Source organism: Paenibacillus sp. J22R67 (assembly GCF_059692175.1).
The window spans coordinates 41,520-62,807 of the sequence record NZ_JCAUAX010000006.1 but is presented as its reverse complement, the minus strand read 5'-3'; the positions used below and the strand labels follow the sequence as shown (position 1 = coordinate 62,807).

At 46.9% G+C, this 21,288-nt stretch carries 14 protein-coding genes; 7 read left to right on the top strand and 7 right to left on the bottom strand.

Going from position 1 to position 21,288, the window contains the following annotated elements:
- Nucleotides 1–205: 205 nt before the first annotated feature.
- From AC58VC_RS22340 to arfA, 3 genes are all read right to left on the bottom strand, one after another.
- Complete coding sequence (locus tag AC58VC_RS22340) at nucleotides 206–2,239, bottom strand: LTA synthase family protein (RefSeq protein WP_497371473.1); 2,034 nt, start codon at nucleotides 2,237–2,239, stop codon at nucleotides 206–208.
- Between the two features lie 97 nt (nucleotides 2,240–2,336).
- Nucleotides 2,337–2,666, bottom strand: a complete 330-nt coding sequence (locus tag AC58VC_RS22335) for a c-type cytochrome (RefSeq protein ID WP_497371471.1) — start codon at nucleotides 2,664–2,666, stop codon at nucleotides 2,337–2,339.
- Between the two features lie 241 nt (nucleotides 2,667–2,907).
- Nucleotides 2,908–4,419: an arabinosylfuranosidase ArfA gene (arfA, locus tag AC58VC_RS22330; RefSeq protein WP_497371469.1), complete on the bottom strand. Its 1,512-nt coding sequence runs from the start codon at nucleotides 4,417–4,419 to the stop codon at nucleotides 2,908–2,910.
- A 184-nt stretch (nucleotides 4,420–4,603) separates the two neighbouring features.
- Here arfA and AC58VC_RS22325 point away from each other — a divergent pair, with 184 nt between their 5' ends.
- The 7 genes from AC58VC_RS22325 (at nucleotide 4,604) to AC58VC_RS22295 (ending at nucleotide 10,608) form a co-directional block, all read left to right on the top strand.
- On the top strand, nucleotides 4,604–5,509 hold the full coding sequence (locus AC58VC_RS22325) for an ArsR/SmtB family transcription factor (protein WP_497371467.1): 906 nt from the start codon (nucleotides 4,604–4,606) through the stop codon (nucleotides 5,507–5,509).
- Between the two features lie 125 nt (nucleotides 5,510–5,634).
- The gene (locus AC58VC_RS22320; RefSeq protein WP_497371465.1) at nucleotides 5,635–5,877 is read left to right on the top strand and encodes a hypothetical protein; all 243 of its coding nucleotides are present in this window, start codon (nucleotides 5,635–5,637) and stop codon (nucleotides 5,875–5,877) included.
- A gap of 136 nt (nucleotides 5,878–6,013) precedes the next feature.
- Nucleotides 6,014–7,213 (top strand): MFS transporter, encoded by a 1,200-nt coding sequence (locus AC58VC_RS22315; protein ID WP_497371463.1) that lies wholly within the window; start codon nucleotides 6,014–6,016, stop codon nucleotides 7,211–7,213.
- A gap of 43 nt (nucleotides 7,214–7,256) precedes the next feature.
- Nucleotides 7,257–7,937, top strand: a complete 681-nt coding sequence (locus AC58VC_RS22310) for a TIGR00266 family protein (protein ID WP_497371461.1) — start codon at nucleotides 7,257–7,259, stop codon at nucleotides 7,935–7,937.
- A gap of 183 nt (nucleotides 7,938–8,120) precedes the next feature.
- Nucleotides 8,121–8,870 carry an IclR family transcriptional regulator gene (locus tag AC58VC_RS22305; RefSeq protein WP_497371459.1) on the top strand — a complete coding sequence of 250 codons (750 nt, stop codon included), beginning with the start codon at nucleotides 8,121–8,123 and terminating at the stop codon, nucleotides 8,868–8,870.
- 16 nt (nucleotides 8,871–8,886) lie between these two features.
- A complete protein-coding gene (locus AC58VC_RS22300; protein ID WP_497371457.1) occupies nucleotides 8,887–9,660 on the top strand; it encodes an SDR family NAD(P)-dependent oxidoreductase in 774 nt (257 codons plus the stop codon).
- A gap of 48 nt (nucleotides 9,661–9,708) precedes the next feature.
- On the top strand, nucleotides 9,709–10,608 hold the full coding sequence (locus tag AC58VC_RS22295) for a fumarylacetoacetate hydrolase family protein (RefSeq protein WP_497371455.1): 900 nt from the start codon (nucleotides 9,709–9,711) through the stop codon (nucleotides 10,606–10,608).
- A gap of 81 nt (nucleotides 10,609–10,689) precedes the next feature.
- Here the strand turns inward: AC58VC_RS22295 and AC58VC_RS22290 are convergent, their stop codons facing one another.
- From AC58VC_RS22290 to AC58VC_RS22275, 4 genes are all read right to left on the bottom strand, one after another.
- Complete coding sequence (locus tag AC58VC_RS22290) at nucleotides 10,690–17,670, bottom strand: discoidin domain-containing protein (RefSeq protein WP_497371453.1); 6,981 nt, start codon at nucleotides 17,668–17,670, stop codon at nucleotides 10,690–10,692.
- A 158-nt stretch (nucleotides 17,671–17,828) separates the two neighbouring features.
- Nucleotides 17,829–19,136, bottom strand: coding sequence for an ABC transporter substrate-binding protein (locus AC58VC_RS22285; protein ID WP_497371451.1), 1,308 nt, complete (start codon nucleotides 19,134–19,136; stop codon nucleotides 17,829–17,831).
- Nucleotides 19,137–19,252: 116 nt separating this feature from the next.
- On the bottom strand, nucleotides 19,253–20,893 hold the full coding sequence (locus AC58VC_RS22280; RefSeq protein WP_497371449.1) for a response regulator transcription factor: 1,641 nt from the start codon (nucleotides 20,891–20,893) through the stop codon (nucleotides 19,253–19,255).
- 38 nt (nucleotides 20,894–20,931) lie between these two features.
- Nucleotides 20,932–21,183 (bottom strand): hypothetical protein, encoded by a 252-nt coding sequence (locus AC58VC_RS22275; RefSeq protein WP_497371447.1) that lies wholly within the window; start codon nucleotides 21,181–21,183, stop codon nucleotides 20,932–20,934.
- Between the last annotated feature and the right edge of the window lie 105 nt (nucleotides 21,184–21,288).

The following is a 21,288-nucleotide window of genomic DNA, read 5'->3' as shown; positions in this document are numbered from 1 at the left end:
TTACCAAAATCCCCCTATGATTGGCAATGTTTTTTTTATTGCTCAGAAGCTGTCCCAGAAATTATCAATTGACCACATGGTCGGCGAACGTCATGCGACACATGGCGCGCGGCGGAGGTATAGAACCATCCCAACTTAGAAAAAGAAGCTCTCCCAAAAGTCATTAAATGACCAAGGGACAGCTTCTTTCATTGAACTTTTAATTTTACTGCACGCTCACAGACTTAGCTTCCGGAGGACTACTGCTCTCCCCCGTTGCCCGAAGCTTCGTGTCAGGTTGATCAAACTCGGCGTTATAACTTGGCTGCGATGACTTCGTTAAATAATCATGATCAATGTAACCGGCTAGATACTGCTTGCCGAAGAGGAGATCATATTGGACGTTCCTGTAATCGTCTATAAGTGTCTTGGCAGATTCAGGCGCCTCCGCATGAAGCGTTTGGTCTTGATCCACAACCAGATTGCTCAGCAATCCAGGTACTTGGGCGGCCAGTTCCGCGTTCAGCGTGAAGTTCGCCGGTTTCTCCATATGCAGCATATCCAGAACGTGAGCGCCTAAGAAGGAATCGCTAAGCAGCGGAATATCCTGCTTGGGCATATCGAAATTCGACCAAGTAACGAGCGGAATGCTGTGCATTTTCTTCACTTCGTCCAGAGACCATGCATTGGCATTGCTCGTTGAGATGAATCCAGCTTCTTTATACACTTGGTAATCGAGGCCAAGCATCGGCAGATGATCCCCATAGAAGACGATCATCGTAGGTTCATCCGAATTTTGATAATGATCGATGAGCATTTGCAGACTTTGATCTGCATCATGTGCACCTTGCGTGTAAGTTTCCAAAATCGTTTTGGCCTGCGGCGTCAAATTGCCTTCCGCCTTGAATTGATTCTCTCCGTACCGCGGATCATCGTAAGGACCGTGATTTTGCATGGTAACGGTATAAATGAACATTGGATCTTCTGTTTTATCTACCTCATCGATAATGTTTCGAGACACCTCGGCATCCGAGATGAAGTAACCCTTCGTTTCCGGATTCACGAAATGCTCGCTGCTTTTGAAAGATTCAAAACCAAGCTGTTTATAGACGGAGTTACGATCCCAGAACCAGCCTTCGTAGGAGTGAATCCCCATACTTTTGTAACCCTGACCGGCAAAATAACTGGCTAAACTTGGAACAGGTTTACTTACATATTGCTGATACGGGATAGATCCCCCCGGAAGGAAACTCATAGAATTACCAGTCAGCACTTCGAACTCTACGTTACTTGTACCCCCACCGAATTGAGGCGACAACAGGTAGCCGGACGTTGACTCTTTCTGCAAACGGTGGATCGTAGGCAGTGGGTCTTCACTAAATTTCACATTTGGCAGTAACGTTGGATCCCAGAATGCCTCGCTCATAATGAAGATGACATTCGGCTTCTTCCCTTGCAGCGTATCGACTGACGCCTTTTTCATAGCTGGCTGTGTTTGTGTTTGGGAGACCGACTCAATATTTGCCGCTACAGCCCCAATGGCTTCATCGCTGTAGGTTTCCGGCTTTTGGACAATGGAATTTTTGACGTTGAGTGTAAAAGCGAGCGCTGTACCATTATTCGCATAATTTTCTTGTTGATTCCATACAATTTCATTCACACCGATATGGTCCAGAATTTTACCTGCTAACGGCGTTTTGATACCAAAAGCATATAAGGCATAGAGCGAGAACAGCCCTAAACCAATTCTTGAGATAATCGAAATCTTGGTGCGTGGAATAATCCATCTTAATGCAAGTACAACAATAATCGAGACAATGATGGCTCCGATTCTTATCAGCGCGGCTTTACCCGTCACAAGCGAAGCGATATCCATACTTTCTTTGTTGAGCAAAATATCCCATGGGAAGAATGGCTCCCCAATCATTGTCACCTTCATGTAAGAAATTAAAGCCATAAGGCCAAGAAGTAAGGTCGAGATTGCTCCTGAGATCGCTAAGGACCCCACCAAAGCATAAACGAAAATAAGTAAACAAAAGGTGATTCCTGCGTTTAATAAAAAAAGCGATTGATTGGACATAATCCAACTCATCGTATCATGCAGCGAACCGCGCTCGAGTAGCTCCATGCCGGCCACTGATAATACAGGTAATAGAATTAAAAAAAGTACTAACGAAATCGTCGCACCCAGTCGTTGTGGTCTCATCTTCTTATTCGGCTTCTTGCGAAGACGGCTCCGGGGCTTCAAATTCAAGTGCATATTGCATCACTCTCCTCTTGCCCCTATTCTAAACCCCAATTGTGAAGAAAATATGTAGATAACCTTAAAGGAACCTTAGGATACCCATTTATTCCCTTTACTTGAGCCCTGCCAACCATGCGGCCAACACCTTCAATTCCTCTTCTTTTAGCGCGACTTGGAACGGAGGCATCCCGCCACCACCCTTTTGTATGCGCTTTATGATCTCATCTTCCGTCAAACGTTCACCGACTTTTTGAATGTTGGGACCTTCTCCGCCCTGTAATTGATTTCCATGACAAGAGATACAAAAGTTTTGGTAAACCTTATGTGGATCGGCTTGTGCAGGCGTTGTCTGCGCCTCATTTTGTTGTTTATTTCCATTTCCGCAGGCAGTTAGCCCCAAAGATAAAATAATCATACTCATCATCAGCAGCTTTATTTTCATACAGGAAACTCCTTAAAGAATGATTTCCTCCATCATACCAGAGCATCGACTGCAAAATAAAGAATTCGTCAAGTCTGTTAGACTCCCCCTAGCTGCTTAGTCATAGTATGTGATGCGCGAGGAGGATTTATTTTGTTAAGAAGATGTAAAAAACACTTGAATAGAACAACATAAAGACATGGCAGAAGCAATTGCTTCTTACCATGTCTTCTGGTGCAGTGTTGTTGACCAGCCTAAGAGCCTATGCCAATTTCAAACGAATCACATTCCATGAAGCTTTCCCAAGCGTTGCGTGAATTTGACCATTCGAATCCACCGCTGCACTTCCGCCGCTATGCGGTTTGACACGATCCTGAGCGTCTATCGTATTCGCGGCTTTCAAATCGTCACTTTCCAGCACAATATGCTGGGCAACCTGGCATGCGCCAAAGCTGCGAAGATCCAACTCAAGCGGAAGCGCCTCCGCCAAATGACGGTTAACGGCGAAGATCGTTACTTCTGACTTCTCCTCATTATGAATAGCAACGGCTTCCAAATAAGGCACATCCGTATAATCTTTAGCATCATATTTAGGAGATTTAATAAGAGGCACAAGAACGGTTCCGCGTCCGAACAAGCTTGCATGCATGTAGGGATAATAGATCGTTTGCTTCCACGCTGCTCCGCCGTTGGCCGTCATAATTGGCGCAATAACGTTGACGAGTTGGGCTAAGCAAGCCATTTTGACACGATCTGCACGCTTTAGCATCGAAATCAGCATACAGCCTACGAGGAGCGCATCCTCATGATTATAAATATCTTCAAGCTGCGGTGGAGCGATGGACCAAGGCTCGATTTTACGGTCAGCTTCATTAGAATGGTACCAAACATTCCATTCGTCAAAGGAAAGGTTAATTTTCTTCTTGCCGCGTTTTTTGGCCTGAACATAGTCGGCTGTAGAGATGACCGTATTAATGAAGCGATCCATGCCCATGGATTGGGCCAAGAAGTTCGAAGTATCCTTGTCGCGATTCCCGTAATACTGATGCAGCGAAATATAATCAACATGATTATAGGTGTGATCGAGGACAGTCGCTTCCCATTCTGGGAAGGTAGCCATAGTCAAACTGGAACTACCACAAGCTACTAGCTCAATTGTAGGGTCAACCCACTTCATGACTTTGGCTGTCTCGCAGGCGATACGCCCGTATTCCACAGCTGTTTTGGCTCCAATTTGCCATGGACCGTCCATTTCGTTGCCTAAGCACCAGGTTTTGATGTTATGAGGCGCCTGATACCCGTGGGAAATCCGCAAATCACTCCAGTATGTACCGCCTTTGATGTTGGAATATTCAATGATATCTCTGGCCTCATCCGGCCCGCGAGTTCCAAGGTTAACCGCCATCATCGCCTCGGTGTTCGCTTTGCGGCACCAATCCATGAATTCGTTAAGTCCTACCAAGTTAGGCTCGATCGTGCGCCAAGCCAAATCTAGCCTTTTCTTACGCTGCTCGATCGGTCCAATGCCGTCCTCCCAATTGTAACCGGATACAAAGTTGCCGCCCGGATAACGCACGATAGGCACATCCAGTCCTTTGACTAGTTCCATTACGTCCGCACGAAACCCCTGCTCATCAGCCTGCGGATGTCCAGGTTCATAAATTCCTCCATAAACAGCGCGTCCCAAATGTTCAATAAACGAGCCGTAAATACGAGAATCTACTTCTCCTATTTTAAAATCCTTGTCGACAATCATGCTTGCTTTCATAGACATTGTCATCACCTCGTCGTATAATTAATAAAAATATAAATCAGTTAATACAAACATTATGATGTTGTTTCTATTAAACAATAATCAATGCATGATTTCAAGCCTTTCTTTGCGAATGTTTTGGATTTATATTTATATGAATCAGTCGAAGTGTGGGATAGCTAGAAACAGAGGGGATTGGAATCATATGATACAGGCATCAACCGATCGCAAATGGCTGCCGCTCTATGAAGCTTTAGCCAGCGATGTACGGCTTCAGATTTTGGATTTGCTTGCTGAACAAGAGATGAACGTGAAGGAATTAGCCCAGACGCTTGGCTTAAGCAGCGCCATCGTGACCATGCATGTGAAGAAGCTGGAGGCCGGAGGCCTTATTCACACGGCATTAGTGCGCAAACAAGGCGGCACGCATAAGATGTGCTCGCTCGCGGTTTCGCGCGTTGAGATTCAGCTGCCGCAGCTGAGTGAACCTAAGCGCGTGTTCGATGAAGTGTCCATTCCCATCGGACATTACACGCGCTTTGAAGTGCAGCCTACGTGCGGTCTCGCGACGGCCGATCATACCATCGGGCAGTACGACGATCCGCGCTACTTTTTCGAACCTGAGCGTATGCATGCGAAGATTCTCTGGTTCGGGAGCGGCTTCGTGGAGTACCGCATCCCGAATTATTTGCTCCCCAGCCAGACGCTGGAGGAGATTGAGATTTCGCTGGAGCTTGGCTCGGAAGCGCCAGGTATTGCCGAGAATTGGCCTTCGGACATTCATTTCTATGTCAACGACACCCTGCTCGGCTATTGGACAAGTCCCGGCGATTCGGGACAGGGCCGCGGGCACTACACGCCCAGTTGGTGGCCGGACTCCATCAACCAATACGGTTGGTTGAAGGTGATCCGCATCACCGAACAGGGCACTTTCCTTGACGGGCAGCGGCTCTCGGGCGTCACCATCAAGGACATCCGCATGTCGCGCAACGAGTGGCTACTACGGATTGAAGTGCCGGAGCATGCGGCGCATGTCGGCGGGCTTACCTTATACGGTGAAGGCTTCGGTAACTACAACCGGGATATTATTTTCCGCACCTACAGGCGGTAGGTGATGGTAGGTGATGGTAGGTGATGGTAGATGATGGTAGATGCTAGTCAGGTAAACCTCATGGCATATATGCAGTTCTCTGGCAATACAGTAAGGTAAATGACTGCGAGGGAGTTGATCTTTCGATGCCAGAGCAACAAAATGCGCCAGTACTGAGTGTCAAGGATTGGATGATTACCATACTGCTGATGGCAATACCCATTGTGAATATCGTCTTGTTATTCGTGTGGGCTTTCCGTACAAACGAGAACCCGACGAAGTCGAACTATGCTAAAGCCAGCTTAATTTGGGCAGCTATCGGTCTCGTGCTCTATCTCATTTTCGTCGTCATCCTATTCGGGACGGTCATGTCCAGTTTAAATACATAGCATCCCCTGTCTTCCAGCTATCCCTTAGTAAGCGGTCTATCCGCTTAGGGGTGGCTTTTTTATTTCCCATCCTGCTATAAATGGCATCGAAGTGAAGTATGCTATACTGGAAAAAAAAAGATAAGGAGCCTCTCTGATGCCTGCACCCTTACATTGGAAAAAGTCACTATGGATATTATGGGGGGCTAACTTTTCCATCATGTGCGGAATGAACCTTATTCTTCCGTTTCTGCCCCTATACATTGGACAACTTGGGGTTCACGAGGTTGGCGATGTCGTGCGCTGGACAGGGTGGATCGTTGCCGCCCAGTTTATCACCTCTTTTCTTACGCAGCCTCTCTGGGGAGCCATCGCAGATCGCCGTGGCCGCAAAATCATGCTGCTGCGTGCCGGCTTCGGCATGGCTATTGTGACTGCCTTGATGGGGATTGTCACGGAGCCCTGGCAGCTGCTTGCGCTTCGGCTGTTGAACGGATTCTTCTCCGGCTTCATCTCCATGGCAGTCTCCTTGCAAGCTTCAGTGACACCCCCGGAGCACTCCGGGAAGTCGCTCGGCACCCTGCAAACAGGATCAATCGCTGGATCGCTGATCGGCCCTTTGATCGGAGGGTTGCTTGCTGGTATGATCGGTTATAGCCACATCTTCTTTGTTACGGGCGGTCTTATGCTCTGCGCCAGTCTCATCGTGATGATTTTCATTCAAGAGGAGCGCAAAGCCCCTGTTCAGAAAAAAGCACGCAAGCGTACAGAATGGCGCCTTTTTCGGCCTCTGCTGCCTGTCTTTGCCGCTTCACTCATTACGCAAGTCGGGATGATGAGCATCGAGCCCATTGTGACGGTCTATGCCAAGACGATTTACTTCGGCAATCATTTGGAGCTGTTTGCTGGTTTAATCGTGGCGATTACCGGTATCGCCAACTTGTTCGGCGCGCCATCCTTAGGCAGACTCGGCGACCGTATCGGCCAACGCAAAACACTTGTCATCGCCTTGTCGATGGCGGCACTCGCCTTCATTCCGCAGGCCTTCGCCACCAGCATTACGGTGCTGCTGGTCGGAAGATTCCTGCTGGGGCTATTCATCGGAGGCATGATTCCTTCCTTGAACGTACTGGTCTTGAAGCTCGCCCCCACTGAAATTCAAGGAACGGCCTACGGCTTTAACACGTCTTCGCTGTTTCTCGGCAATCTGATTGGCCCTTTGCTCGGCAGTCATTTTGCAGCAGCATATGGGTTTAAATCGGTCTTCTATATCACCATGGCTATCCTGCTGCTCTGTGCTTTGTTCGTTTACTTGAATCGCAGCCTGGAGACCTCGCGCCAGTCGAATTCGGCTTAACCTTTTGCTTATTCAAATTGAACTTATTCATGGAGGATGATTTATGAAACACGAGATTTTATATAAAGGCGCATTTCCAATGCTGCGCGTGGAGCTTGAAGCTGGAGAAAACATTAAGGCAGAATCAGGAGCTATGGTCTCGATGTCGCCTAACATTGAGCTCAAAGGGACCGTAGATGGCGGTATTATGAAAGGACTTGGCCGTATGCTGAGCGGCGAGAAGTTCTTCTTCCAGGAATTAACCCCAACGCGTGGCGGTGGCGAGGTTCTACTCGCCCCCGCGGTAATTGGTGATATTGAAGCTGTTGAGCTCGACGGATCGTACAAGCTCTATGTGCAAAAGGACGGCTTTCTTGCTGGAACATCCGGCATACAAGTGAATACGAAAATGCAAAACCTGATGAGCGGATTCATGTCCGGCGAAGGATTCTTCATCGTTGAAATTAGTGGTAGAGGCACGGTTTTCCTCTCCTCCTACGGGGCTATTCATGCCATTAACCTTGCACCTGGGCAAGAGGTTGTCATTGATAACGGGCATCTGGTCGCATGGCCGGATTATACACAATACACGATTGAGAAAGCGGCCAAAGGCTGGCTCTCCAGCTTCACAAGCGGTGAAGGTGTCGTATGCCGATTCCGCGGCGAAGGTGTCGTACTTATTCAAACGAGAAATCCGCAAAGCTTTGGCGGATGGATGAAGCAATTCATACCGGGCGCTAGATAGCGCGCTGGGTAGATTTAACTGTGAAAGTTCAAAGAGACTATCCCTCCGTCATTTATATGACTTGGGATAGTCTCTTTTTCTTTCCTTTTACCCTCTCGTTTTTCCCACTGCCCTATGCTATGATAGTTCTAACTGGTAAACTAAGTTTTGTATATTAAACCAAATGAGCTGGGAGGCCAACGATTGGACGATAAATACCGCGTTCCAGCCATTGAACGTGCTCATCTTATTCTCAAGGAAATCTCGCTGCAACCCGGTCAACTGAAACTCATCGATCTATCTCGCTCGCTTAGCATCAACAAAAGCTCGATGTACTCGCTGCTTTTAACGCTGGAGAACTTGGGCTGGATCGAGAAGGATACCGGCGAAACGTACCGCCTTGGACGCGAGCTTTCGCGCTTGGGCCATGCGGCTGTCCAGCATCGAGACTTGAACGAGTCCTTCCACAAGGAAGCCTCTCAAACCAAGCTGAAGCTGGGTGAATCGCTGCAATTAGCCCAATTAGATGGCAATGAAGTGCTCTATCTCGCCAAAGAGGAAGCGCTTACGCCAGTTCGGCTCGCCTCTGGGCCCGGCATGCGCCTGCCTGCACATGCCACTGCACTCGGCAAGGTCATGCTGGCTGATCTTAGCGATGAGGAACTTGATAGACTCTACCGCGCAGATCAAGAACCTTTTTCACAATTAACAGCGCATTCCATCGTCTCGTTCAAAGACCTCAAAAAAGACTTGGAACAAATCCGCAAAAAAGGCTTCGCGCTCGATTTGGAAGAAGCCGTTATTGGATTCAACTGCGCCGCCGCTCCAATCCGCAATTCGCATGGGAAGGTCATCGCCGCTGTCAGCTGCTCGATGATGTTGCCTCAGTGGCAGCAAAAGAAGCAGATCTGTATAGAAGAAGTTTGTAAGCTTGCTCATCAACTATCCGACTAGTAAAGGAGAATTGAACATGCGGTTACACAACAAAGTCATTCTCATCACAGGCGCAGCTTCAGGTATTGGCAAAAGTACGGCTCTCTTATTCGGGCGGGAAGGCGCCCAGGTCATCGTAAACGATCTCGACGAAGCCAAAGGGATCGAGACGGTGAATGAAATTATCGAGGGCGGTGGAGCAGCCCGCTTCATTCAAGCGGATGTTACGCACTCTGACTCCGTCAAAGCGATGGTTGAACAAATCATTCAGGCTTACGGCCGGATTGATGTGCTTTTCAACAACGCAGGCATTAGTGGTGTCGGCGCGCTTCATGAGCTGGAACCTGAAGCTTGGGACCGCATCGTGAGCATTAACGTGAAGGGCGTCTTCCTCCCTTCGAAGCATGTCCTCCCCTATATGATGGAACGCAAATCCGGCTCGATCATTAACATGTCATCCTGTATTGCCGAAATCGGGCTAGCCCGCCGTGCTTCTTATGCCGCAACGAAAGGCGCCGTCCTTGCGCTGACCAAATCCATGCAGGTGGACTATGCCTCTTACGGTATCCGGGTGAACGCCTTGCTGCCGGGAACGATCATGACTCCGTTTGTTGAAAATTACATTCACACCTCTTATGACGATCCAGAAGCTGCTATCGCCTCTCTAAAAACGAGACAGCTCAGCAACGAAATGGGCCGTCCCGAAGATGTAGCTGCTGCTGCCTTGTTTCTTGCTTCTGATGATTCCAAGTTCATGATGGGCTCACCGTTATACATTGACGGCGGGGTAACTTTTGGCAAGAATGCTTAGCCTGTTCCTTATAAACTCTTCATATCTCATTATTCAGGAGGTTTTCACATGAAACTGCTTACATTTAGCCAAAACAATGCTTACCAGCTAGGTATTCAAACCGATTCCGGTGTACTCGATGTCGCGCAAGCTATTCAGCAGCTATCACCGGCATTCGCTGTTCCGACCACGGTTACCGAAGCTATCCAAGGCGGGGCAGCAGCTACAGAAGCTCTGCACCAGCTCGTCCACCTCGCGCTTGAAAGCAAAGATCGCCAAACCTTGATACATAATGAGGAGACTTTGAACTATGGACCCTGCGTCACAGAACCCGGCAAAATTATTTGCGTCGGGCTTAACTACCGCAAGCATGCGGAAGAGACGAATGCGGCGATCCCGCAGTACCCGATCCTTTTCAACAAATTTAATAATACGCTGACAGGACATGGCCATGATATCGCCCTCCCCCGTGTCACCAAGGAAGTCGACTATGAGGCCGAGCTTGTTATCGTAATTGGCAAACAGGCTAAATACATCTCCAAAGAACAAGCTTTGGATCACGTCTACGGATACTGCTGTGTCAATGATCTCTCTGCACGCGACCTGCAAATGCGTACTGCGCAATGGCTGCTGGGTAAATCGTGCGACGATTTCAGCCCGCTTGGCCCTTATCTGGTTACTGCGGACGAAGTCGGCAACCCGAATGATTTGAAGATCAGCACCACGGTCAACGGCAAGGTGCGTCAAAACTCGAATACAGCGGATATGATTTTCCACTGTGACGAGGTCGTCAGCTATATTTCTCAGCATATGACCTTATATCCGGGGGATATTATTCTCACAGGAACGCCAGAAGGTGTTGTGCTTGGTGATCCGGTTGATAAGCGCGTCTACTTGAAGGATGGCGACGTTGTCACCATTTCTATCGAAAAACTTGGAAGCTTGACGAATCGTATGGTTAGCGAGTAAACATCTCAAGAGAAAAAGGGTTGAGGATATATATCCTCAACCCTTTTTCCTTTGTTCTAACTGTGTGCCGCTCGCACAGCATTAGTTAATCAATTTCAAATATTGCAAAGCGTGTTTGATAATTACGGCAGCCTCAGCGCGCGTGGCTACATCTTGCGGAGCAAAGGTTGTTTCTGTTTTCCCATGTACCAATCCTTTGTCAGCGGCTTCTGCTACCGCATTGCGAGCATAATCCGACAACTGGTCTTGATCTGCGAATTGAACAGTTGCATGTGCATCCGTTTTCGCTGCTCCCTGAACGAGCGCAACAGCTTTCATCATCATGACAACCATTTGCTCTCTCGCAATCAGTTGATCAGGGTTGAATATGCCTTCGCCTACACCTTGGACCAAGCCGTATTTAGCGGCTGTATTCACTTCTGACGCGTACCACTGGGTAGCAGCAACATCTGTAAAGACGGATGGCGTTGTCTCTGTCGGTAACCCCAGTCCTCTTACGAGAAGTGCTGCAAACTGAGCCCGAGTCACTTGCATCTCCGGTGTATACGTGCGATCCGTTGTTCCATTGATAATCATTTTGGAAGCCAGCATTTCAACATCTTTTTGAGCCCAGTGTCCCGTCATGTCGTCAAATGTTTTCTTGTTTTGAACGATAGTGTACATACTGTTCGTATTACGGATGATGGTCACGACTGTCTTCCCGTCTTTCACAGTGAATACAGATGGAACAAATTGCAGTTCACCAGTAATCGGATCATAAACGACAGCCGTTGCTGCCGAAGGATTCGTGATGACGCCATCTACATTCATTGCGCGTGTAACAAAGTTTCTGCCAAAGTAATGAATCTCTTCTTCTTTATCCTTCGATTTCAGAATGACTTTGTAGTCGACAATTTCGCTTACTCGGTCTAATCCTTTGTCTTGGATGGATTGTTCAAACTGCTTTTCTTGCTGTGTTTTCGCTTTATCCATGCGGATGATGAGCGTTGCGCCTTTATCTGTACCCGCTGCGCCAGCTTGCTCTAGAATAGAAAGCGGTAGTTCATACGTTCCTAAATGACTGTTTACGGTCAAAATAGTGCCCGGATTTTCTTTGAGACTGTTGTACAAAATATCCAGAGGCAACTCTACGGCATTCGATGCATGCTCGCCTGGAATGTCAATCGTAAGAACAGGATGATCCGTTGCCGCTGTGTCGTAAAGATCTGCTAATTTCTGAACCAGTCGTTCACGATCGATGACGGCGGTTACCGCTGTATCCCCACCCTCTGCAGGGACAATCTTAAGTTCCGAATCTTTTGGTACATAACGAGTTGGATCATCTTTTGTCGGTGTAGGATTGACAGAGCCACCGCCACCGCCAGGTCCTGGAATGATAATGGTCGTTTGACCGCTTAAGGTAATAACCATTTCCCCATGAACCTCGGAACCATCCGCTGCTGTTGCAACTACCTTAACGACTCCATCTTTCACAGCGGTCAGCACACCGGATACGTTAATTGTCGCTTTATCCGTTGCTGTTGCGCCGTCTGCTTCATACACTGCCCATGTTACTGACTTATTCGTAGCATTGGCAGGAAGTACCGCTGCTTGTAATTGAAGGCTTCCGTTCTTCGCGGTAATTGTTGAAGCGTTGTCTGTGCTTGTGATCGTGATGGTATTTACACTCACCTGTTGGATCTTAGAAGCCTCAAACGCTTGCAGCACAGCGTTCAAATCAGCAGTTGCTTGCTCGAACTCCAGCTTGGTTGCAGAACCACTGTCTATTACTTGCTGTGCTTGATTTATGGCTGCCAACAATACCAATTTCGAGCCTGCCGGATAATTGCCGACTGCTGTTCCTTCTACAGCCAAATCATATTTAACTTGGACATTTGCAATAAGTGCGATAAGTTCCGCTTTGTAAGCATTATCTGTTACGGTTACATTCGCAACCGCAGGAATTACAGTTCCATCTACAGCTCCGCTCACGCTAAAGCTGCCAGCTACCTTATACAGGGAAGGATCAATCGCATCCCATTGAACAGATTTTTCTCCAGTTGTGTCATCGTTATAGACAACAACCACATTTGAAGGCAGAACCGGTGCCACATAGGTAGCCGTAGCTACATTTACTGGCAGTACATCATTAATCACTTTAGCAATTTCATCCCACTTCGCATACAGCGTAATATCGTTTGCCGGGAGCGTATTCACGCCGAAATCCCATGCTGTCGTCAACGCTTCCTCTTGATACCAACCGGCAAAAGTAAACCCGTTCTTCACCGGAGCCTCAGGCGCTGCAATCTTCGAACCTTGTACAGCTCCGTACACGGAACGAACCTCACTGCCACCGTTGCTGTTGAAGCTCACGGTCGTACCTGTTTTGAAGACGGAGAAATTCCACTCGTAGGACCATCTTGCGCCAATCGTTCGGTTCTCGCTATTCAGATCGATCGGAAGCCATACATATCTGGAATCCTTCAGATCGTTAGGGAACCAGCGATCAGCCATAAAAATGAATTTATTCGGCACAAGATCGCCATTGCCATCCCGATAAGGCAGGACATACGTGCTTTGGCTTTCATGTGTCGTGTGTTTCCAGTCATCCACAAACGGATCGCCTTTATGTTCCCATGGGCCGAAAATGCCATTTGTCGATACATGATATTCCGCTTGGTTCGGTGCCCATCCAGTCAGTCCGGAAGTAATCATGTAATAGACACCATCCTGCTTGAACATCGTCGGCGCTTCTCTGTTCCACGAGAAGGCTCTCACATAATGGACACCTTCCACTGACTCGCCGTTCGCATTCGTGGCTGGACCCGTATAGTCATCATTCAGCATCGTGATGACAGTCGTGTGGTTCCCTTCGGATGCATAAATCAGATAAGCCTTGTCATGCGTCGCATCATTGCCGTCATCGTCTACATACAGCGTCTTGTCGCGCAGCATGCCTTCGCCTTCACCGCCACCCCATCCACTATTCGGCAATCGGAACGTGCCGAGATACTTGAATGGACCCGCTGGGGAATCGCTGATCGCAACGCCGCCTTCCGCTGTCCAATACTGACCGGCGATCGGCCCGTCTTGATGCCACCACATCACATATTTATCCGTTTTCTTGTTGTAGACGACCTTCGGACGTTCAACAACTTTATCCCAGTTAAATTCTTTAAACATCGCTTGCTTCTCTGCACTCGTTTTGTCCGCGTACAATGCATTAAGCTCAACTATGCGTTCAGGCGAATTATGTTTGCTTAATGAATTGGACGGCGATTTCATCGAACCTGTGTAATCGCCTTTTCGATCCGTGATATTGACAACTCGATTCGGATCGAATGGAACTCCACTGTTCTTGTAAGTCTCAGAATTCTCATCCAAGTACATTGGCAGATTACCGCCTGGCAATACATCTTCGCCAAGTTGCGGGTTGTTAAATACCGGCAATACAATCCCTTCATTTTTCCAATTGTACAGATCTTTAGAAGAATACGCGTGAACGCCTGTTACTGGTACATAACCAGAGCCAACATTATTTTCCGTTTTGTCTTCGCCATACCAGTAGTACGTTTTGTTTTTCTCGTTGTACAGAATTCCTCCGCCATGAGCCTGAATTGGAATACCGTCTCCATCCAGCCACACTTCACCGCTTTTAATAGAATCAGTTTTACCTATGGTCTGATATACATTGTATAAGTCCTGCAGAATTCCAGTGTAGTAAGGAATGCTTTCCTCCGTTAAGTCGCTGACTGTACCGATTGATGCAATTTTATTATCAATCGTCGCTGCTACTTTCGGGCTAATGCTGGACGCCGTGCGCAATTGCGTAATGGCGTTTTCCAAGCTTAACGTATCGAAGCCAATGGATTGTTTCTGGCTGACTGCTATCTCTGCGGCAGTTAGCGTATCACCGTCGCCGCCTGTAGAAATAGCCTGAATCGCTACATATCTGGCTTTATGCGATTTGAATGTTGCCGATTGCGCGCTGGAGCTGGATGTGTCCCAAACGCCATTCGCTGCAAAAGTGAAATTCTGATCCAAATAAGCTTGCGTCCCATCCGCCGGTTTATTTATTAAATCCGTGTCGCTATAGTAAACCTTAAATTGCCCAATTCTTCCGTTCGCCTTGTCCTGCCTTGGCGTAACCATCACTTTTCCAACGTCCGGTCTGTTCTGGCCCAGATCTACAATGATGTAATCACCAGATCTGTATGTTCTTCCATTCGATTCCCAATTGGATTCATAAAACGTTGAATTGTTGTTATCCAGCAGGAGACTGGAAGGAGTTGACGCATAGGCTTCCGGAGCGTAGAAGAGACTAATTCCATTAGCCTGCTGCTCATTGCTTTGGATTTGGACGATTTCGGCTGTGAGTTTGTTTGCCAGCTTCACCATCTCTTCTTCGGTTGCCGTACTGCTGTTCAGCAGTTCTGTACCTTGCGTGCGCAGTGTTTTCAAGTCATCCAAATAAGCAGGATCACTCGAAAAACCGTTGATGAACGTAGTCGCAGCAGCCATCGCATTGTTGAGTTTGGACGTATCCAGCGTAAATCCAGCCTTGTTGAAAAGATTGATTTCAGCCGCAGATGCGTACTGCTTACCTTCATCGCTTTTCGAAGCAAGCGCTGTGAATTTCACATAGGAAGCGCCGTGTGCGTGAAAGGTTGCTGACTTCTCCAGCCTGTCCGCATCCCATGTTCCTTCGGCAACTTTTGTGAAAGCGGTACCATCTGGACTCACGGATATTTCAAATTTAGTCACAACACCGTTCCAATCCGCATCCTGCCTAGGCACATAACTCAGTTTGTAAACACCGTCATACGCCTTGTTAAGATTGTAGGTTATGGACTGTGGAAGCGGTGCATAGGAACCGTCATAGGCCGTATGCCATTTCGTGCCCGTGTCGCCATCCAATGTCATCGCTTCTCCTTCACCGGAGGCGGAGCTGGTTGAAGATACCGTCATTTGGCTTTGCGGGATGATTCCGGACGAATTAGATTGCTGATCGTACTCAGCGGTAATTTTGCCTGCGATGTTTGTGATAGCTTCTTGTGTTACATACGCAGTATCCCGAACTGCCTTGCCCTCGTTAACTAACGATTGCAATGCCGTCAAGCTAGCGTCAGTAGCTATCAATGCCTCTGCGTTGGCAATTGTCTGATTCAGCGTATCCTTATCTACGGTAAAACCTGGCTTTCTCATAATGTTGATCTCGGCAGCCGATGCATACTGTGCTCCCGAGCCGTTCGTTTGGTCCACTTTTAGCCTTACATAGTGAGCGGTGGTTGACGAGAATGTTGCCGTTTTCTCGGTTTTGTCGTTATTCCATGTGCCTTGCGCAACAGGATTGAAAACGGTACCATCACTGCTCGTTTCAACGGTATACTTCGTAATAATGCCATTCCAGTCTGCATCCTGCCTTGGTAAATAGCTCAACTTGTAGACATCGTTATAAGATTCCCCAAGGTTATAAGTGAGGGTATGCGGACCTCCATCGTAAGGATCCCAAGACGAATGCCATTTGCTTGAAGCATTCCCATCTAGTGTATTCTCAGGTCCTTCGCCTGATTGAGCGCTGCTAGCCGTTGCACTCATCTGACTCTGAGGAATAACAGTATTACTCGTATAGGATGCTCCGTCAATCACAAACGTTGTAATTGATTTCGGGCTAACTGTCGTAGTTAATGTTTTATTCACGATCGGAACATTTGCATGCTGCTCTACATTTTCCGCAGCAGATGAAACATATGGCGTTGCAGTCCCAGTGACAGCATCAAACTGTGACATGTCTAATGAGATATCTTGGCTCGTCGTGTTTGCATTTTTATATACAACATAGATTTTATTATTGGAAGGATCATAAGCAGCTAACGTGTTGTCATTGTTATCAGCAAAGAATCTCGAACCTTGCGGGATAAATTTGCTGAATTGCGCCATCGCATAATATTTTTTCCCGTAGTACCAATCTTGTGTATCAAAATCTGCGTGAATGAGACCCCAGTTCTGGTCTTCTCTTTGCATGTTTTTCTCGCCCTCAATTGCCTGCCACAGTACCCAAGCCTTAGGTTCAAGCCAAGTAATATCCGTCATAATTCTTTCTGCCAATGCCAGTGCCGGCTCGAAATCATCATGATTATGGGCTATGCCGCCCGGACCAAGATCCACCTCGGACATCCATAGCGGCTTGCCGGCAGCTTTAGCGGCATCCCTGACAGCAGTACGGTTATTCCCGCTGTAGGTGTGGGTATTCATTTGTCCTACATTCGCTTTAGTTGCTGCATCATACGAGTTCCAGTCGGTCATGAACGTATCGACACTGGTTTCGTCCATTGCCGAAATCTTCACGCTTTGAAGCCCTTTTTCATCGAGCTTGGCACGCGCCGCATTAATCATTTTGGCTTGGGAACCTGTATCCCAGTGAGAACCTTCTTGTCCCCCGCCAAATCCCCAATAATTCGTATTCGGTTCATTAATCGGGGACAGTGTGTTGAATTTAATCCCCTCAGAATCGAAATGTTTGACAACTGTCGCTAAATAATCAGCAAAATTGTCATACTCTGTCGATTTCAAATTATCTTTCCAAGCATCCCAATTCCCAGTTGTACTTCCACTAACTGTCATGTAGTACGGAGCAGAATTGGAGAACGCTTCCAATTTATCGGCCCCTCTTGCTACGGCTGCTCCAAGCCACCAACGTTGATTCGCGTCCTGCGACCAATCGTACACGCCAGCGGATGGCGAGAATCCAGGCACTTCACCACCTTGACGCATTGTATCGTAAGCAGGATTTTCACCACCGCCAATGTTGTATCTGGCAATATTGAAATTCAATCCTTGCGGTGAATAGAGTGCATCAGCCAAAGCGTTTTTGGTTGCATCATTCCAACCACCAGTTATATGACCAAACCAAGCTAACGCTGTTCCCCATCCGTCCCACGCTTGTTGCATGTTGCTCGGATCTAAACTGATTGATGTTGTGGCGGCACTCGCCTTTTGAGGAGTCAACCCGTATAATGCAGGTGAAACCAATGAAAAAGCAAGGCAGGAAGCAAATATTTGTCGTCCAACTTTTGTAGTCATCAAAATAACCTCCTTCTAAGATGGCATAGCTACCTAAACCATATTTCGGAAACGCTTTCCAAAATATCTCAAGAAAGTGGAAGCCGATTTGCACCAACTTCCCAAAGATAGAGAGAGAAGATGCCTCCGCATCCCTCTCCCATTTTCATCCCTACTACTTACTTGCTAGCTCTTGCTTTCGCCCACTTGTCATTCAGATCGTTAGCAATCTTATCAAGCGACGTTCCGCCCATCATCTCTTGACCTAGCTTTTTCCAATCTAATTGGATGGAGTTTACATATTTATTGAAGTTTTCGCCGCCTGGACGGTAGTTGAACTCTTCAACTTTGTTTGTTTTGTAGAAGTCGTTCAAGAAAGGAACATCTGCTTTAATACCCTCCATGACGGAGTTGGCTTGCTTCTTGTTCACATAGAAGGTGTAGGCATCCGAGCTGAACATCCACTCTTGGAATTTCTTTGCTGCTTCTACGTTTTTGGATTTGTTGTTAATCCCGAAGAAGTTATCCGTGAACGTCATCACTTTCAGCGGCTCGCTTTCGGAATGACGAGTTGGTAGAGGGAATGCTGCGATATCGTCGATGTTTCCGACTTTAGATTTGTATTGCGGCAAGTACCACAGTCCCGCGGCAATAACAGCTGCCTTTTTCGCTTCAAATAATCCTGTTGCTTGGTCATTGCTTAATCCTAGTGGATCTGCGCCCATTACCTTGGCATCATACAAAGCTTGGATATCGCTGTAAGATTTGTAGAATGGTGTACCTTTGTCGAAAGGCTTGTCCATTCCAGCGATTTTGTCGTAGTAATTCTCGTCACCGGATGCTAGCAGCGGCATAAATTCATTAAACGGATAGTTCGGCCAGGAGTCCTTGCCGCCCATTGCATAAGGCTGGTATTTACCGCCCTTCTTAATCTCCGTTAATACGCTTACAAACTGCTCCCACGTAGTTGGAACGCTTAAACCTAATTCTTTAAATACACTCGGATGGTAATAAACAAGTTCAGGGAAAGAGATAACTGGCAAGGCTAGAACTTTGCCATCAACAGCAAATTGTTTCGCTTTTGTATTCTTAGCCGTAACACTCAAACCATCAAGCGGCAGTAGTTCCGCTTTGAAATCATTGATGAAGTTAGGCTTCAATTCGATAATATCCGGCAGCTCGTTAGCGGCTAATCTTACTTTCATCGCTTGCAGATAGTCGCCATCACTTTTGAAAGTTTCGACTTCCATCTTCACGTTCGGCATAACCGTTGAAAACTCTTTCACTTTTTTAGTCCAGCTATCCAGGAACTCGCTGTCGCTATCCCACATCGCAAGTTTCAATGTAACCGCATTCTCTTTCGTGCTGTTTGCTGCAGTAGGAGCAGCTGAAGAACTGTTGTCCGTAGTTGCTGTATTCGCGCCGCAACCTGCTAATCCAAACATCAAGGCAATTGAAAGTACAGATGTTACTAATTTTTTTTTCATATTCTTTCTTAACCCCCCTCAAGATTACGTAAGTTCTTATTTACAACCTTATCTTACAAAATTACAGAATACGCTTTCATTGATATATTTGGTGATTGACTTGATATATTTTGTGCTCATTCTTTTTTCCTTGAATAATTGTCCCGATATTTCTGAGGGCTCATTCCCCGATATTTCTTAAACACGCGGCTGAAATGTTCGGGGTTCTCATACCCCACCTTAACGGCAATTTCATACATTTTCATGTCCGTCTCTATCAGCCTGGTCGCCTCATTGATCCGAAGTTTCGTCACATATTCAATAAAATGCTCGCCTGTTTCTTTCACAAACTGTTTGCTCAAATGGCTTTCCGTCACCTGTGCCCATTCACTAACCTGCCCCAGTGTAATTGCCGTACAGTAGTTTTTCTCTACATAGCGTTTGACTCTTTCCACCAAGCGCTGTGGGTTTTCTTCACGTATTTTATCAGGATGAAGTAGACCCGCCATACGGAAGACAAGCTTCTCAATCCACTCATGCAGGTCTTCACGGAAAGTGAACTGTTCAACAATTTCATAGGGCCTGCGCCGTGTTTCTATCACATGCGTCCAGTTCATGCCTTTGGCATGCAGCAATGCACCTATGTTCCAAATCAATTCCTCATAAATCGGCAGAGAGCTCTCCAGGGTCACATTCGGCACGTCACTCAACTGACTTAATCCTGTATGCAATTGCTGCTGCCACAAGTTATCCCCCTTCTCCATAAGGTACATCATCACTGTATAATCCCACGGTAAAAGTTGGGGCCTTTCGGTTATGCTGACTGTTTCAGGATAATACACCCGCCCAGGCCCTTCTGAGAATCGCAAACTTGCCAAATTGCTTGCTTGACTGTATCTTAGATGCCAGCTTTTCCAGTCTGTGCAAGAGTCAGCTACCCCGATAGATAGCGACACATTCAGAAAGTTTTTGACCGTATTGCGCAAAGAATCCAGGAGCTCCATCACGCGACCTCGTAGATTTAAGTAACTGGTCGATGACTCAAAACAAAGCAAGAACGCATACTCATCCTCTTGAACTTGCAACAATTCATAAGGGTGCTTAACGATTTCCATCCCTTGTTTAATGATCTTAACTAAATGATCCTGATTTTCTGAACCGGCATGCAGTGTCAAATTCCCAGCGGCGGATTGTATATCCGGCAAGACGGAGATGATAACATGCTGAAAATTCACAAATTGCAACATCCACCTTTGAAAGGAGTCGTCCTGCGTTAAGTTATGACTGTAGATGTAATCTTTATCGCATAACAGACCTCGGAGCCAGGTTTCTCGCTGTTTCAAATCGGATTCGCTATTGCTTTTATTCAAATTTGCCGTAGAAATCGTCTTCTCCTTGATCTGACTAATCGCTTTTTCTATCACAGGAATGATATGTTCGGGATCGAGATCCGCCTTCATAATGTAATCGACAGCCCCAAGGAGAAAAGCTTTACGCACATAATCAAAATCTGAATACGCACTGAGCACTATACTCAGCGGTGGATTAGTTAAATTTGCTTCCTGTAATTTAGATAGCAGGGTAAGTGCGTCCATAATCGGCATACTCATATCGACAATCATCAAATCAACGTCCTGATGCACCGATATGCGCTGCCATGCTTCATAGCCATCCGCAGCCTCAGCCACCACCTCGCAGTCCAAATCACCCCACGGGATAATCGCACCCATGGCTAGTCTTACAAGCGGCTCGTCATCGACGATCATGACTCTAAACATTCTTTTCCCCCATTCTGAATAAAGCCAATAATGCCGCCTTAATCCTGAACAATGACTTGATCGTACTTTTGTTCTATGATACCTGGGACTTCGTATAGTAAATAAGATCGACCGTTCACTTCTCCGCGAAACGAGCTGGGGAAGGACATGTATTCTTCTTTGGACAGAATAGGAAGGACAGAAATATCAACGGATAGCCCGAATTTTTCCTTCAACAATAAGGCTGAAAGAAAGTTTTTTTCAATGAGGATGACACGATCATATTTGGTATCATATAAGCAGAATTTCATAGGAAAGACACGCCCCCCTTTATCCGTTTCTCTCTACATCCGGATAGTAGCAATTATTTGCAGCTTACACTTATCGGCTCTATGCAGATTTGTCATCGGTCAATG